The sequence below is a fragment of the Burkholderia sp. PR2 genome, from assembly GCF_052372875.1.
GTDB classification, from domain to species: Bacteria; Pseudomonadota; Gammaproteobacteria; order Burkholderiales; family Burkholderiaceae; genus Burkholderia; species Burkholderia diffusa.
In genome coordinates this window covers 60,209-74,301 of record NZ_JBQRWH010000001.1, presented here as the reverse complement: position 1 = coordinate 74,301, position 14,093 = coordinate 60,209, and the positions used below count along the sequence as shown (strand labels likewise).

12 protein-coding genes are annotated in these 14,093 nt (G+C 66.2%); 4 read left to right on the top strand and 8 right to left on the bottom strand.

The features are described 5' to 3' along the window. Positions 1-19: 19 nt before the first annotated feature. From ACT2FV_RS00295 to ACT2FV_RS00265, 7 genes are all read right to left on the bottom strand, one after another. Positions 20-460 (bottom strand): hypothetical protein, encoded by a 441-nt coding sequence (locus tag ACT2FV_RS00295; RefSeq protein ID WP_444502948.1) that lies wholly within the window; start codon positions 458-460, stop codon positions 20-22. A 62-nt stretch (positions 461-522) separates the two neighbouring features. Further along, positions 523-1,326, bottom strand: a complete 804-nt coding sequence (locus ACT2FV_RS00290) for an EAL domain-containing protein (protein WP_124629759.1) — start codon at positions 1,324-1,326, stop codon at positions 523-525. Between the two features lie 748 nt (positions 1,327-2,074). Next, positions 2,075-3,217, bottom strand: coding sequence for a DUF2827 domain-containing protein (locus tag ACT2FV_RS00285; RefSeq protein WP_059599724.1), 1,143 nt, complete (start codon positions 3,215-3,217; stop codon positions 2,075-2,077). Positions 3,218-3,465: 248 nt separating this feature from the next. Then, positions 3,466-5,466 carry an acetyl-CoA carboxylase biotin carboxylase subunit gene (locus tag ACT2FV_RS00280; protein ID WP_444502947.1) on the bottom strand — a complete coding sequence of 667 codons (2,001 nt, stop codon included), beginning with the start codon at positions 5,464-5,466 and terminating at the stop codon, positions 3,466-3,468. Between the two features lie 36 nt (positions 5,467-5,502). Then, a complete protein-coding gene (locus ACT2FV_RS00275; protein ID WP_124629762.1) occupies positions 5,503-6,288 on the bottom strand; it encodes an enoyl-CoA hydratase/isomerase family protein in 786 nt (261 codons plus the stop codon). A gap of 17 nt (positions 6,289-6,305) precedes the next feature. After that, a complete protein-coding gene (locus ACT2FV_RS00270) occupies positions 6,306-7,913 on the bottom strand; it encodes a carboxyl transferase domain-containing protein (protein ID WP_151050990.1) in 1,608 nt (535 codons plus the stop codon). A 31-nt stretch (positions 7,914-7,944) separates the two neighbouring features. Continuing rightward, positions 7,945-9,126, bottom strand: a complete 1,182-nt coding sequence (locus ACT2FV_RS00265; RefSeq protein ID WP_059599720.1) for an isovaleryl-CoA dehydrogenase — start codon at positions 9,124-9,126, stop codon at positions 7,945-7,947. 171 nt (positions 9,127-9,297) lie between these two features. Between ACT2FV_RS00265 and ACT2FV_RS00260 the strand changes: the two genes are divergently transcribed. Continuing rightward, the gene (locus ACT2FV_RS00260; RefSeq protein ID WP_059599719.1) at positions 9,298-10,044 is read left to right on the top strand and encodes a TetR/AcrR family transcriptional regulator; all 747 of its coding nucleotides are present in this window, start codon (positions 9,298-9,300) and stop codon (positions 10,042-10,044) included. A gap of 69 nt (positions 10,045-10,113) precedes the next feature. On the opposite strand, the gene ACT2FV_RS00255 is transcribed toward ACT2FV_RS00260, so the two are convergent. Further along, positions 10,114-10,602 (bottom strand): MarR family winged helix-turn-helix transcriptional regulator, encoded by a 489-nt coding sequence (locus ACT2FV_RS00255; RefSeq protein WP_059532660.1) that lies wholly within the window; start codon positions 10,600-10,602, stop codon positions 10,114-10,116. Positions 10,603-10,800: 198 nt separating this feature from the next. Here ACT2FV_RS00255 and ACT2FV_RS00250 point away from each other — a divergent pair, with 198 nt between their 5' ends. From ACT2FV_RS00250 to ACT2FV_RS00240, 3 genes are read left to right on the top strand one after another with little or no spacing between them, the layout of a single operon-like run. Beyond that, positions 10,801-11,880: an aromatic ring-hydroxylating dioxygenase subunit alpha gene (locus ACT2FV_RS00250; protein WP_444502946.1), complete on the top strand. Its 1,080-nt coding sequence runs from the start codon at positions 10,801-10,803 to the stop codon at positions 11,878-11,880. Next, positions 11,877-12,842 carry a PDR/VanB family oxidoreductase gene (locus ACT2FV_RS00245; protein ID WP_444502945.1) on the top strand — a complete coding sequence of 322 codons (966 nt, stop codon included), beginning with the start codon at positions 11,877-11,879 and terminating at the stop codon, positions 12,840-12,842. The genes ACT2FV_RS00250 and ACT2FV_RS00245 overlap by 4 nt, the downstream gene beginning before the upstream one ends. A 48-nt stretch (positions 12,843-12,890) precedes the next feature. Then, the gene (locus ACT2FV_RS00240; RefSeq protein ID WP_444502944.1) at positions 12,891-13,952 is read left to right on the top strand and encodes a Rieske 2Fe-2S domain-containing protein; all 1,062 of its coding nucleotides are present in this window, start codon (positions 12,891-12,893) and stop codon (positions 13,950-13,952) included. Positions 13,953-14,093 lie beyond the last annotated feature (141 nt).

Here is a 14,093-nt window from a genome sequence, read left to right as displayed (position 1 = left end):
CACGCCCGTGATCGGCCGGTCAGGCGCGGCGCGCGAGCGGACGCCAGGGCGGCCCACCGTCGCCGCCGTGCGTGGCAAACAGGCGGCCATGCCGGCGTCCGATTCGCGCGAGCCCAGCGAAACAGCGGAGCGCGGCACGGCTGGCCTGGCCGACGTGCCGAGCGAGGCTGCCGGATACACCGCGCGCAATTGCCGAATCGTCGCCGCAGGCGCCCGCAAACACGCCGGCATAGTAATGCCGCGCCGCGATTTCGCAGCCGTCGGCGTCGAGCGGCTTCATCCGGTGAATATGATGCGCAACGGCCTTCAGGCCATCGAGATACGGTGCGACGTCGAACCGTGCATCGGTCGATTCGGCGCCGAGCTGCCACAGCATGTCTGCCAGTTCGGCGATCGCGACGAGTTCGCACGCATCGGCCGCCCGTGTGCCCGTTCCGTGCCCGGCTTTCGTCGTCGCCATACCCACGCCCCTTTCCGATCCTTCGTTGCCCTGTGTCGGCACGCCGCGCCCGCGCCACGGTGTCATGCGGCGGCCGGTGACCGCCATGTAAAGCGGATGCCCTGTGCCCAGGCGACACCGGAATCCAGGATGATCTGCCGGTCGATCTCGTTCTCCACGCCTTCGACGACGACGTGCCGCGCGCTTTCGTGCGCGAACGCGATCAGCCGGCGAAACTGGTAGCGCCCGATCGCGTTGCGCTTGATCAGCGACAGGACCGACCTGTCGAGCTTCACGATATCGGGGTTGCCGACCACCAGGTTGTTCAGAGCGCTGAAGCCGACGCCGAAGTCGTCGATCGCGACACGGCACCCAGTCTGGCGAAACCGGTTCACGAACGACCGGCCCGCGACGGGGTTCAGCGGCCCCGTCTCGGTAATCTCGACGACCAGCCGCGCAGCGACCGACGGCTCGCGCTCGAGCCGCCTGAAAATGGCCAGCCACGCGTCGTCCACCACCGCGCTCATCGCCGCGACGTTGCAGCCGTACACGGCCTTCGGATCGGCACGCAGTGCGTCGATCGTCCGGCCCACCACGAGCCGGTCGAACCAGCGCATCAGCCCGAGCGATTCGAGGCGCGGCAGGAACGCGAGCGGCGGCAACGCCTCGCGCGATCCCCAGCGCAGCCGCGCGAGGCATTCGTGATACAGCACGCCGCCCGACAGGTCGGCGCGGCAGACCGGCTCGCGCGCGAATCCGAGCCGGCTTTCGACGAAACTGCGTACCGACGCAAGGTCGGGGTGATCGTCATGCGCGCCGAACACGAGATCGATCTCGTCCCGATTCGCTACGCTATTCGCCTCAAGGCGAGGTTCGACCGCATTCATCCGGCGCTCCGGCAAATGTCGGACCGCCGACGACGGCCCGCGCTCTCGATTCATATGGCGCGTGCCGACCACGACACGCACCACCGCCTACCCGGCCCATCCTCTTGTTTCGATCTTTTCCGGGAGCGTACTTTTTATTTCGGTGCGCCGTCAAACCCGATATTGTCAACGATATTCAAACACGGAAAATACACCACGCGCACACGTCGGCAACAGTGCGGCAGACTACACAAAATCGCCTGCAAAGCACCAATCGATACCGTTTATTTCCCCACCCAAACATCGTCCGGCGATTCAGATTATCGCAAGACTCGTTTCAAAAATCGGATGTTTGGAGTTTTGTATGATAAATATCCGTCAGCGAAACCATGTCCGGACCCACCGCCCGGATTCGCCCCAACCGTCCGCACGTTGTGCCGCCATGGCTCGGCACGGCGCATTCGGTCTCCGCAGAATTCAATTTGATCGTTTGAAACGATATTGATAATACTCGAATATTAATCAGACCAGTCAGATACGATAATATCGAGTCGAATTACGCGACGACCACCGATTGAAAGATGTTTAACAATCTTTCTTACTTGTTAACCTCTAAAATAATTTCTGACGGACTTCCCTCGGAGCCGTCAAATTCGTGCCTTAAAAACCGTCGAATCTCCCCGGTTCGACGGTTTCTTTTTTAATGGCATCATTTCTTCAGACATTGCCCGCGGTCAATCCGGATGACGGCATGCGGCAACGCGCAACCTTATGCCGCCGTCGCGCCGATCAGGTTCGCGAGCAGCGCATCGTATTCGGCGACGAGCGCGGGGTTCGCCGACGTATAGCGGCCGAGGATCTCGCGCTGGCGCCGCGTGTAGCCTTGCCAGTCGTCGTCGTGCGTGTGCAGCGCGTGCAACAGCGCTTCCGTGCCCTTCTGCACGTCGTTGTCCGGGTAGTAGTAGCCGAGATCAGGTGCGAGGCTCGCGTTGTGCACAAGCGGATAGCCCTGCCAGCACACGTCGAAATAGAAGTAGTTGAGCGGGTTCGACCATTGATGCGACACCACGATGTCGGTCAGGTCGGCCAGGAACAGCGGCGTGTCGAAACGCCCGACGAAGCTCGCCTTGCCGGCGCGCACGATGTCCAGGTAGTTCATCAGCATCACGAACTCTGGGCTGTCATGCGCGAGCCGGTCGGCGTTAGTCACGTGCGTGAAGCAGATCGCATCGGGATCGCGGCGATACGCTTCGTCGATGATCAGCATCGGGTACACGCAGAACTTCACGACGTTGTGGTTCGGCTCCATCACCGTAAGCCGCTTGCCCGGCTCGCTGCGCGGGCGGTACTCGCCGTGCTCGGGCAGCGATGCCGCTCGCGCGTCGAGGAACATCGGATCCCACACGAACGGCACGACGCGCCCCGGGCAGCGGCGCAGCGACTGCAGGAACGGCAGCGACGACGGCGCGATCTGCGGAATCGCCCACACCTCGTCGTAGCCGCGGTTGATGAACAGCGAATCCCACAACCGGCGGCCGAACAGCATCGATTCCATCGCGTTGATGTACTCGACGCCGCAGCAGTAGCTGACGATCTTCGCGCCGCGCGCCTTCAGGTAGGCTGTCTGCGCGGCGTCGATCTGGCCGCCGAGTTCGATCACCACGTCGAGCGCATCCTTCATGTCCGCGAACGCGCGCGTGTCGTACACGGTGCGATCCCACGGCAGCGCGTCGGTCAGCGGCACGTCGGTCGTGTTGACCAGCGTCACGTGGTAGCCATGCGGCGACGCCATCAGCAGCTTCGCGAGAAACAGCGCGTTCTGCTTGATACCGTTGATCCACAGGCTTTCGTCGGGGGTGCGCAGTCCGATCGTGATACCGATGCGCAGGCCGTTCAGGACAGGAGACGTCATCGTCGGCGGGGTGGGAAGTTGAATGGACGCAGTGTAGCGCGGGGCAAGCGGCCGCGCGAGCAATCCACCAGTCTAGCCGAACGCCGGCCGCCAGACTGTCATGCATGGTCATACGCGGTGCCAACGGCCCGGGTTGGCCACCGGGCGCACCGCACGGGACGCCATGCGCGCCGCCATGCGCCAGATGCGACAAGGCCGGCGTCGCACCGCGAGGCGCCACGCCGGCCCGTGTGCGACGCACGCCCCGGTCAGCCTTCAGCCATCATCAGCAGCTGCGCGCCATCCGCGACCTGGTCGCCGACGCCGTACAGCACTTCGGCGACGACGCCCGCGCCCGGCGCGCCGATCGTGTGCTCCATCTTCATCGCCTCCATCACGATCAGCGGCGTGCCGGCCTCGACCTTCTGGCCCGGCTCGACCAGCACCGCGATCACCTTGCCGGGCATCGGCGCAGTGAGGCGGCCGCCGCCATGCTCGGCATCGCCCGCGTGCGCAAGCACGTTCCGCCATTCGAAGGTCTCGGCGACACCCTGCGTGAACACGTGGAAACTGTCGCCGTCGGCGTACACGCGGCCGCTGCTGCGCACGCCGTCGAGCGTCACGTCGAAGTCGAGCGGCGTTGCGCCGCGTGCCCATGCGAACGGCTGCGCGGCCGCGTCGCCGGTGGCGAGGCGCGTGCTGCCGCCGTCGTCCTCGTAGGTGACCGTCACGTCCGCTTCGCGTTCGGGCGCATGCCACTCGAGCGTGCGGCGATAGCCGCCGTTCAGCCGCCAGTCCGGCAGCGCACGCCACGGCGACGCGCCTTCCCGTGCGGCCGCGTCGCGTTCGCGCGCGAGCAGCGCCGCGCAGGCCAGCGCGAGCGTCGCGCGCGGCGGCCGTTGCGGCGCGAACAGCGCATCGTGATTGCGCTCGATCAGGCCCGTGTCGAGATCGGCGATCGCGAACGGCTCGCAGGTGACGATCCGCTGCAGGAACGCGGCGTTCGTGTGCAGGCCGACCACCTCGCACGCACGCAGCGCGCGCAGCATCCGGCCGAGCGCTTCCGCGCGGTCCGCGCCGTGCACGATCAGCTTCGCGATCATCGGATCGTAGAACGGCGTGATCGCGTCGCCCTCGCGCACGCCGCTGTCGATGCGCACTGACGCGCCGATCGCGAACTCGACGCCTTCCGGCAGCCGCAGGTGCTTCAGCGTGCCGGTGGACGGCAGGAAGCCGCGCGCCGGATTCTCCGCATAGAGACGCGCCTCGATCGCATGCCCGTGCACGCGCAGTTCGTCCTGCTGCAGCGGCAGCGGCTCGCCCGACGCAACGCGCAGTTGCCACTCGACGAGATCGAGCCCCGTGACCATCTCGGTGACCGGATGCTCGACCTGCAGGCGCGTGTTCATTTCCATGAAGTAGAACGCTTCGCCCGTCATGATGAATTCGACGGTGCCCGCGCCGACGTAATTCACCGCACGCGCGGCCGCGACAGCCGCCTCGCCCATCGCCTGGCGCACGTCTTCATGCAGCCCCGGCGCCGGCGCTTCCTCGAGCACCTTCTGGTGACGGCGCTGCACCGAGCAGTCGCGGTCGAACAGGTAGACGGTGTTGCCGTGCGTGTCGCCGAACACCTGCACCTCGACGTGACGCGGGCGCGTCAGGTATTTCTCGATCAGCACGCGATCGTTGCCGAAGCTGCTCGCGGCCTCGCGCTGGCACGACGCGAGCGCCGCCGGAAAGTCCTCGGAGCGCTCGACCACGCGCATGCCCTTGCCGCCGCCGCCCGCGCTCGCCTTGAGCAGCACCGGGTAGCCGATTGCGTCGGCTTCGCGATGCAGGTGGGCTGCATCCTGGTCGTCGCCGTGATAGCCGGGCACGAGCGGCACCGCGGCCGCGTGCATCAGCGCCTTCGCGGCGGCCTTCGAGCCCATCGCCGCGATCGCGTCGACCGGCGGCCCGATGAACGCAATGCCGGCCGCTTCGCACGCGTGCGCGAAATCCTCGTTCTCCGACAGGAAACCGTAGCCCGGGTGGATGGCCTGCGCGCCGGTCGCGCGCGCGGCCTCGATGATGCGCTCGATGCGCAGGTAGCTGTCCGCGGCCGCCGAGCCGCCGATGTGCACGGCTTCGTCGCACGCTGCGACGTGCTTCGCGTTCGCGTCCGCGTCGGAATAGACGGCGACGCTCGCGATCCCGAGACGTTTGCACGTCGCGGCGACGCGGCAGGCGATTTCGCCGCGGTTGGCGATCAGAATCTTGTCGAACATGGCTTCGGTGTCGTCCGGAAAGTTAGGGGCACGCCGTCATTCACGCCACGAAGGCGTGCGTTTCTCGAGGAAGGACGCGATCCCTTCGCGCGCTTCAGCGCCGGCGCGGGTCCGCGCGATCCAGTCGGCGGTCTGCTCGATCAGCGTCGCGTCGAGCGGCCGGCCGGCCACGTCGGCGACGAGCCGCTTGCACGCACGCACCGCATCGGGGCCGTTCGCGACGAGCGTCGCGGCCAGCTTCGCGACCGTTTCGTCGAGCGCCTCGGCCGGCACGGCATCGTGAATGAAGCCGAGCGACGCGGCGCGCGCGCTGTCGAACACTTCGGCCGTCGTGAAGTAGCGACGTGCCGCGCGCTCGCCCATCGCGCGCACGACGTACGGCGCGATCGTTGCCGGAATCAGCCCGAGCCGCGCTTCGGAGAGGCAGAACTTCGCACCTTCGGCGGCGATCGCGATGTCGGCCGCCGCGACGAGGCCCACGCCGCCCGCATACGCGTCGCCGTGCACGCGCGCGATCACCGGCTTCCCGCAGCGATGGATCGCCTCGAGCATCCGCGCGAGCTTGCGCGCATCGGCGCGATTCTCGTCGTCCGAGTAACCGGCCATCTTCTTCATCCAGTTCAGGTCCGCGCCTGCGCAGAACGCCGCGCCTTCCGCCGCGAGCACGACCGCGCGCACGCCGGCGTGCGCATCGAGCCACTCGAACGCGGTGGTGAGCTCGGCGATCGTCGTCTCGTTGAACGCGTTGCGCACGTCGGGCCGCGCGAGCGTGACGGTCGCCACGCGATTTGCTTCGTTGACCTTGATGGTTTCGTATCGCATCGTCCGCCCCTCGCTCGTTACATCCGGAACACGCCGAAGCGCGTATCGTCGATCGGCGCGTTCATCGACGCGGCAAGGCCGAGGCCCAGCACGTCGCGCGTCTGCGCGGGGTCGATCACACCGTCGTCCCACAGCCGCGCGCTCGCATAATACGGATGGCCCTGGCGCTCGTACTGGTCGCGGATCGGCTGCTTGAACGCCTCTTCTTCGTCGCTCGACCACGAACCGCCCTTCGCCTCGATGCCGTCGCGGCGCACGGTCGCGAGCACCGACGCGGCCTGCTCGCCGCCCATCACCGAGATCCGTGCGTTCGGCCACATCCACAGGAAACGCGGGCCGAATGCGCGGCCGCACATCCCGTAGTTGCCCGCGCCGAACGAGCCGCCGATGATCACCGTGAACTTCGGCACCTTCGCGTTCGACACGGCCGTCACCATCTTCGCGCCATGCCGCGCGATGCCTTCGTTCTCGTACTTGCGGCCGACCATGAAACCCGTGATGTTCTGCAGGAACACGAGCGGAATCTTGCGCTGGCAGCACAGCTCGATGAAATGCGCGCCCTTCACGGCCGATTCGGAAAACAGGATGCCGTTGTTCGCGACGATCCCGACCGGATGGCCCCAGATGTGCGCGAAGCCCGTGACGAGCGTCGTGCCGAAGCGCGCCTTGAATTCGTCGAACTCCGAATCGTCGACGATGCGCGCGATCACCTCGCGCACGTCGAACGGCTTGCGCGTGTCGACCGGAATCACGCCGTACAGGCTCTTCGCGTCGTAGCGCGGCGGCTTCGGTTCGCGCACCGCCACCGGCGATGCGATCTTCGGCGCGAGATGATCGACGATGTTGCGCGCGATCGACAGCGCATGCGCGTCGTTCTGCGCGAGATGGTCGGCCACGCCCGACAGGCGCGTGTGCACGTCGCCGCCGCCGAGATCCTCCGCGCTCACTTCCTCGCCGGTCGCGGCCTTCACGAGCGGCGGGCCGCCGAGAAAAATCGTGCCCTGGTTCTTCACGATGATCGACTCGTCGCTCATCGCCGGCACGTACGCGCCGCCCGCCGTGCACGAGCCCATCACGACAGCGATTTGCGCGATTCCCGCGGCGGACATCGTTGCCTGGTTGAAGAAGATGCGGCCGAAGTGGTCGCGATCGGGAAACACGTCGTCCTGGTTCGGCAGGTTCGCGCCGCCCGAATCGACGAGGTACACGCACGGCAGCCGGTTTTCCGCGGCGATTTCCTGCGCGCGCACGTGCTTCTTGACCGTCATCGGGTAGTAGGTGCCGCCCTTGACCGTCGCGTCGTTGCATACGATCACGCACTCGCGGCCCGCGATCCGGCCGATCCCGGTGATCACGCCCGCGCCTGGCGCGTCGTCGTTGTACATGCCGTTCGCCGCGAGCTGCGACAGCTCGAGGAACGGCGCACCCGGATCGAGCAGCTGCGCGATGCGCTCGCGCGGCAGCAGCTTGCCGCGCGACAGATGCTTGTCGCGCGCGGCCTGGCCGCCGCCTTGCGCGAGCTGTTCGATCTTCGCGCGCAGGTCGGCGACGACCGCCTCCAGCGCCGCGGCGTTCGCGCGGAATTCTTCCGAACGCGGGTTCAGTTTCGATTCGATGATCGGCATCGACGGGGCTCCGTTCGCGTATCGTGGGGCGTTACATCGTTTCCGCGAACAGCTCGCGGCCGATCAGCATGCGGCGGATCTCGCTCGTGCCGGCACCGATCTCGTACAGCTTCGCATCGCGCCACAGACGGCCGACCGGGTATTCGTTGATGTAACCGTTGCCGCCAAGGATCTGGATCGCCTCGCCGGCCATCCACGTGGCCTTCTCGGCCGTGTAGAGGATCACGCCCGCGCAGTCCTTGCGCACCTGGCGAATGTGGTCGCTGCCCGCCGAGTCGAGATGGCGGCCGACCGCATACAGGTACGCGCGGCACGCCTGGAACGTGGTGTACATGTCGGCGACCTTGCCCTGGATCAGCTGGAATTCGCCGATCGACTGGCCGAACTGCTTGCGGTCGTGGATATACGGCACCACCGCGTCGAGACACGCGGCCATGATGCCCGTCGGGCCGCCCGACAGCACCGCGCGTTCGTAGTCGAGGCCGCTCATCAGCACCTTCACGCCGCCGTTGAGCTGACCGAGGATATTCTCCTCCGGCACCTCGACGTCCTGGAACACGAGTTCGCCCGTGTGCGATCCGCGCATGCCGAGCTTGTCGAGCTTCTGCGCGACCGAGAAGCCCTTCATCCCCTTCTCGACGATGAACGCGGTGATGCCGCGCGGGCCGGCGTCGATGTCCGTCTTCGCGTAGACGACGAGCGTGTCGCAGTCGGGGCCGTTGGTGATCCACATCTTCGTGCCGTTGAGCACGTAGCGGTCGCCGCGCTTGTCCGCGCGCAGCTTCATGCTGACGACGTCGGAACCCGCGTTCGGCTCGCTCATCGCGAGCGCGCCGATGTGTTCGCCCGACACGAGCTTCGGCAGATATTTCTGCTTCTGCGCCTCGGTGCCGTTGCGGTGGATCTGGTTCACGCACAGGTTCGAGTGCGCGCCGTACGACAGGCCGATCGACGCCGAGGCGCGCGAGATCTCTTCCATCGCGACCATGTGCGCGGTGTAGCCCATGTTCGCGCCGCCGTATTCCTCGGCGACCGTCATGCCGAGCACGCCGAGATCGCCGAACTTCTTCCACAGATCCATCGGAAACTGGTCGGTGCGGTCGACTTCCGCCGCGCGCGGCGTGATTTCCTTGGCCGCGAACGTCGCGACGGCGTCGCGCAGCATCTCGATGTCTTCACCGAGCATGAATTGCACACCGGGCAGGTTGATCATGTCTCCTCCGTCTCCAGAAAGTGGGTCGCACGCGCCGATTTCTGAGTGTCGCTCAAATCGGATCAATGCGTCGATTCATTAAGCCAATACAGCGTAAATTTTGCACAGTTTCGCGCCTCGTCCGGCTTGGCGTCAATAGTTTTTTGAGTGACACTCAGATATCATTGCAGCATGACAGCCGCTACCGCCGACACCATGACCGCCACCGCCAAAGCCGACCACCCCGAGCCGTCGCGCGCACCTGCCGGGCGCAAGTCCCAGCAGCGCGTGCAGGACATCCTGCGCGCCGGTCGTGAAGTGTTCGCCGAAAAGGGTTACGAGCATGCGACGGCCGCCGAGATCGCGCAGCGCGTCGGCGTATCTGAGGCGACGGTGTTCAGCTACTTCCGCGGCAAGCGCGAGCTGTGCGCGCGCGTGATTGCCGACTGGTATGACGAAATCATTGCCGCGTTCGAACTCGGGATGCCGCAGGAAGCGTCGGTGCAGCAGCAGTTCGCGTTCATCGTGCGCACGCACCTGCGGCTGATGCTGGTGAACGGCACCGGGCTGTGCGCGCTGGTGCTGTCGGAAGGGCGGGCGAAGCAGCATGCGTTGAGCGACGAGCTCACCGCGCTGCAGCGCCGCTACACGGCGCCGCTGATGGACGTACTGGCGCGCGGCCAGGCGGCCGGGCAGGTACGCAGCGACATGCCGCTGAGCCTGCTGCGCTCGATGGTGTTCGGGCCAATCGAGCACGTGCTTTGGGATGCGATCCTCGGGCACCGCAAGCTCGATACGGAAACGACGGCCACCCAGCTCGTCGACATGCTTTGGGCCGCCGTGCAGCCGCCCGCGCCGGAACAAGCGGCGCTCGTGCGCTTCAGGAACGAAGTCGCGGAAGCGGTGCGGCGGCTGGAAGGGGAAGCGTCACGCCCATAATGCAGGCAGGCGGCGCGAAGCTGCTGCCGCCTTGCCGCATCTGCTCTTCCATCGCGCGGAAATCAGCCGCTACGACTCCTCGCCGACCCGCAGCGGCGCACGGCTCTGCTCGTTGTTCAAATGAACGAACTTGCGCAACAGGCGCATCAGTTCCCGCGAATCGTCCTCCCCCATGCCGTCGAACAGGCCGGCGCGCAGTTCCTGCACCGACGGAATCAGGTGCGTGAGCAGCTCGACACCCGCCGGCGTCAGCAGCAAGCGCCGCTGACGCCGCGGCAACACTTCGCGAACGATCAATCCTTTCGCTTCGAGCCGGACCGCGAGGTCCGCGGTCGTCGACGTGTCGAGCGCCACTCGCTGCGCGAGCGTCACCTGATCGAGCCCCGGGCACTCGTAGAGCATCCGCAGGACCGCGTACTGCACGGGCGTCACGTCCCGGCCAAGCTTCTCGTAGAACATCGCAACCGCGATCTGGTGCGCACGCCGGATCAGGTGCCCGGGTTCGTCGTACAGGTCGAGCGGGAAAGCGGGCGCGTCGGCGGGATTCGTTTTTTCCATGAATGAGTCGATGACATAGGCGGCGCACGCTGTTGCGTGCGCCGACGGCATGGCGCTGCGTCGCGCCATTTCCCGGGAAAACCAGTATACCGCTCGCCTTGCCCTGACCAACATCAATAAGTACACTGAATCTCATTCAGTACACGGAATGAAGAATTGCCGCGCACCGGCGGCACCGCCCTGAAGGAGACGAAGAACGTGTTTCTCAAGAACGCTTGGTATGTCGCGTGCACGCCCGATGAAATCGACGGCAAGCCGCTGGGCCGCAAGATCTGCAATGAGTCGATGGTGTTCTACCGCGCGGCCGACGGCCGGGTCGCCGCGCTCGAAGACTTCTGCCCGCACCGCGGCGCACCGCTGTCGCTGGGATTCGTGCGCGACGGCGTGCTCGTGTGCGGCTATCACGGGCTGGAAATGGGCTGCAACGGCAAGACGGCCGGCATGCCGGGCCAGCGCGTCGGCGGCTTTCCGCCGATCCGCAGCTTTCCTGTAGTCGAGCGGTATGGATTCGTCTGGGTGTGGCCCGGCGATGCGTCCGCGGCCGATCCCGACAAGCTGCCCGCGCTCCAGTGGGCCGAAGATCCTGCCTGGGCATACGGCGGCGGCCTGTATCACATCCGTTGCGACTACCGGCTGATGATCGACAACCTGATGGACCTCACGCACGAGACCTACGTGCATGCGACGAGCATCGGCCAGAAGGAAATCGACGAAGCGCCGCCGAAGACGACCGCCAACGGCGACGAAGTCGTCACGAGCCGCTTCATGGAGAACGTGATGCCGCCGCCGTTCTGGCGGATGGCACTGCGCGGCAACGGGCTGGCCGATGACGTGGCGGTCGACCGCTGGCAGATCTGCCGCTTCACGCCACCGAGCCACGTGATGATCGAAGTGGGCGTCGCGCATGCAGGCCACGGAGGCTACGACGCGCCGGCCGAGCTGAAGGCGTCGTCGATCGTGGTCGACTTCATCACGCCGGAGACGGACACGTCGATCTGGTATTTCTGGGGGATGGCGCGCAACTTCCGGCCCGACGATCACGCGTTGACCGCCGAGATCCGCGACGGTCAGGGCAAGATCTTCGCCGAGGATCTCGAGATGCTCGAGCGCCAGCAGCTCAACCTCGAGCAGTGGCCGGACCGCAAGCTGCTCAAGCTCAACATCGACGCCGGCGGCGTGCTGTCGCGCAAGGTGATCGAGCGGCTGCTCGCCGACGAAAGCGCATCGAGTCCGCAGCGGCCCGTGATTCCGGTCGCGCAGATCAAGGAGGTGTCATGAGCGCCGCGACGCTGACGGTCCGGGTAGCCCGCAAGTGGCAGGAAGCGCGCGACATCTGCGGTTTCGAATTCGTCAGCGATGACGGGTCACCCTTGCCGCGCTTCGACGCCGGCGCGCATATCGACGTGTATTTGCCGGGCGGGCTCGTGCGCCAGTACTCGCTGTGCAACCACCCCGAACCCGGCGATCGCTACCAGATCGCGGTGCTGCGCGATGCCGAGGGCCGCGGCGGGTCGCGCGCGATTCACGATGAAGTCCGGCAAGGCGATACCGTACGGATCGGCATGCCGCGCAATCAATTTCCGCTCGCGCCCGACGCGCCGCACCACCTGTTGCTCGCGGGCGGGATCGGCGTCACGCCGATTCTCTGCATGGCGGAACGGCTGTTCTCGTCCGGCACGCCCTTCGACATGCACTACTGCGCGCGTTCGACCGATCGCATGGCCTTTGTCGAGCGGATCAAAGCAGCCGGGTTCCGCGACCGCGCCCGCTTCCACGTCGACGACGGCGACCCCGCGCAACGCCTCGACCTGCCCGCCGTACTCGCCGCAGCGCCTGACGGCACGCACCTGTACGTATGCGGCCCGCGCGGCTTCATGGACGCGGTGCTGAACGCCGCGCGCGAGCGCAACTGGGCCGACGAGCGGCTGCATTACGAGTTCTTCGGCGGCGCGGTTGCGTCGTCCGGCGCGGATCGCGCGTTCCAGGTCCGCATCGCGAGCAGCGGCAAGGTGATCGACGTGCCGGCCGAATGCACGGTCATCGCCGCGCTGGCAGCCAACGGCGTCGATGTGCTCACGTCGTGCGAGCAAGGCGTCTGCGGCACCTGCGTGACGCGTGTGCTCGAAGGCGAGCCCGATCATCGCGATTCGTATCTGACGGAAGCGGAACAAGCGGCCGGCGACCAGTTCATGCCGTGCTGCTCGCGATCGCGAAGCGATCTGCTGGTACTCGACCTGTAGACGGACCGCCCGACACGCGGCGGCCAATCACAATACTGGAGACGATCAATGGAGCAGCCTGCCCGGCCACCCATCAACACAACGCGATTCCCGGTCGACCGATGGTGGGTCGCCGCGCTGTCGTCCGAACTGACGGACAAACCCGTCGCCCGCACGCTGCTCGGCCGCCCGGTCGTGCTGTTCCGGTTGCCGTCCGGGGAAATCGGTGCGCTGGAAGATCGCTGCTGCCACAAGTCGCTGCCGCTGTCGTGCGGCTCGCTCGAAGCGCGCGGCCTGCGCTGCGGCTATCACGGCCTGCTGTTCGACCGCGACGGCGCCTGCGTGGAGATTCCCGGGCAGGACCGGATTCCGGCAAAGGCGTGTGTGCCGTCGTATACGGTGCGGGAACAGGACGCGATCGTATGGATCTGGATCGGCGCCGATGCGCACGCCCAACCAACCTGCGCGCCGCCGCGCTATGCGTTCCACACGGATCCGCAATACCTGTTCGGCGGCGGCAACTACCATTACGACGCACCGTATCAGCTGATTCACGACAACCTGATGGATCTGAGCCACCTCGGCTATGTCCACCTGAAAACGATCGGCGGCAACGCGCCGCTGCATATGGGCGCGGAAACCCGCGTCAGCAGCGACGGCGATACGGTGACGCTGGTCCGCCGGATGCCGGACTCCGACCCGCCGCCGACCTACACGGCCGCATGGCCGTTCGCGGGCCGGGTCGATCGCTGGCAGGAAATCGAATTCCACGTGTCGCATATCCGGATCTGGACCGGCGCGATGGACGCCGGCACCGGCGACCTGCTCGATCCCGCGCGCGGCGGCTTTCACATGCGCGGCTTCCACGGCATCACGCCAGAGACGGACACCACGACGCACTATTTCTGGACCGTCGCGACCAATCCGCAATACGACGTTGAACGCGTCGCGCAAACGGTCATCGAGCAATCCGCGGCGACGTTCGATGAAGACAAGACCGTGATCGAAGCGCAATACCGGAATCAGCTTCGATTTCCGGACTGCCGCCAGATCGACATTCACGTCGACGCGGGCCCCAATCGCGCGCGGCGCGTGATCCAGCGGCTGCTGCAACAACCCGAACTCGCGTAACCGTCGCGCCGGCGCGACGGTTACGCGAACGACGCCTGACGGTCGCGGCAGGCATTCACCGCGGTTGGCAGACAGCACACGCATTCGCGTTCGCATTCGCCCCGCTCGCCAAAACCGGCTTCGATTTTTTCCAATTCGATT

Coding starts and splice junctions, on each gene's coding strand:
- ACT2FV_RS00295 (WP_444502948.1), bottom strand. CDS start 460: ATGGCGACGACGAAAGCCGGGCACGGAACGGGCACACGGGCGGCCGAT.
- ACT2FV_RS00290 (WP_124629759.1), bottom strand. CDS start 1,326: ATGAATGCGGTCGAACCTCGCCTTGAGGCGAATAGCGTAGCGAATCGG.
- ACT2FV_RS00285 (WP_059599724.1), bottom strand. CDS start 3,217: ATGACGTCTCCTGTCCTGAACGGCCTGCGCATCGGTATCACGATCGGA.
- ACT2FV_RS00280 (WP_444502947.1), bottom strand. CDS start 5,466: ATGTTCGACAAGATTCTGATCGCCAACCGCGGCGAAATCGCCTGCCGC.
- ACT2FV_RS00275 (WP_124629762.1), bottom strand. CDS start 6,288: ATGCGATACGAAACCATCAAGGTCAACGAAGCAAATCGCGTGGCGACC.
- ACT2FV_RS00270 (WP_151050990.1), bottom strand. CDS start 7,913: ATGCCGATCATCGAATCGAAACTGAACCCGCGTTCGGAAGAATTCCGC.
- ACT2FV_RS00265 (WP_059599720.1), bottom strand. CDS start 9,126: ATGATCAACCTGCCCGGTGTGCAATTCATGCTCGGTGAAGACATCGAG.
- ACT2FV_RS00260 (WP_059599719.1), top strand. CDS start 9,298: ATGACAGCCGCTACCGCCGACACCATGACCGCCACCGCCAAAGCCGAC.
- ACT2FV_RS00255 (WP_059532660.1), bottom strand. CDS start 10,602: ATGGAAAAAACGAATCCCGCCGACGCGCCCGCTTTCCCGCTCGACCTG.
- ACT2FV_RS00245 (WP_444502945.1), top strand. CDS start 11,877: ATGAGCGCCGCGACGCTGACGGTCCGGGTAGCCCGCAAGTGGCAGGAA.
- ACT2FV_RS00240 (WP_444502944.1), top strand. CDS start 12,891: ATGGAGCAGCCTGCCCGGCCACCCATCAACACAACGCGATTCCCGGTC.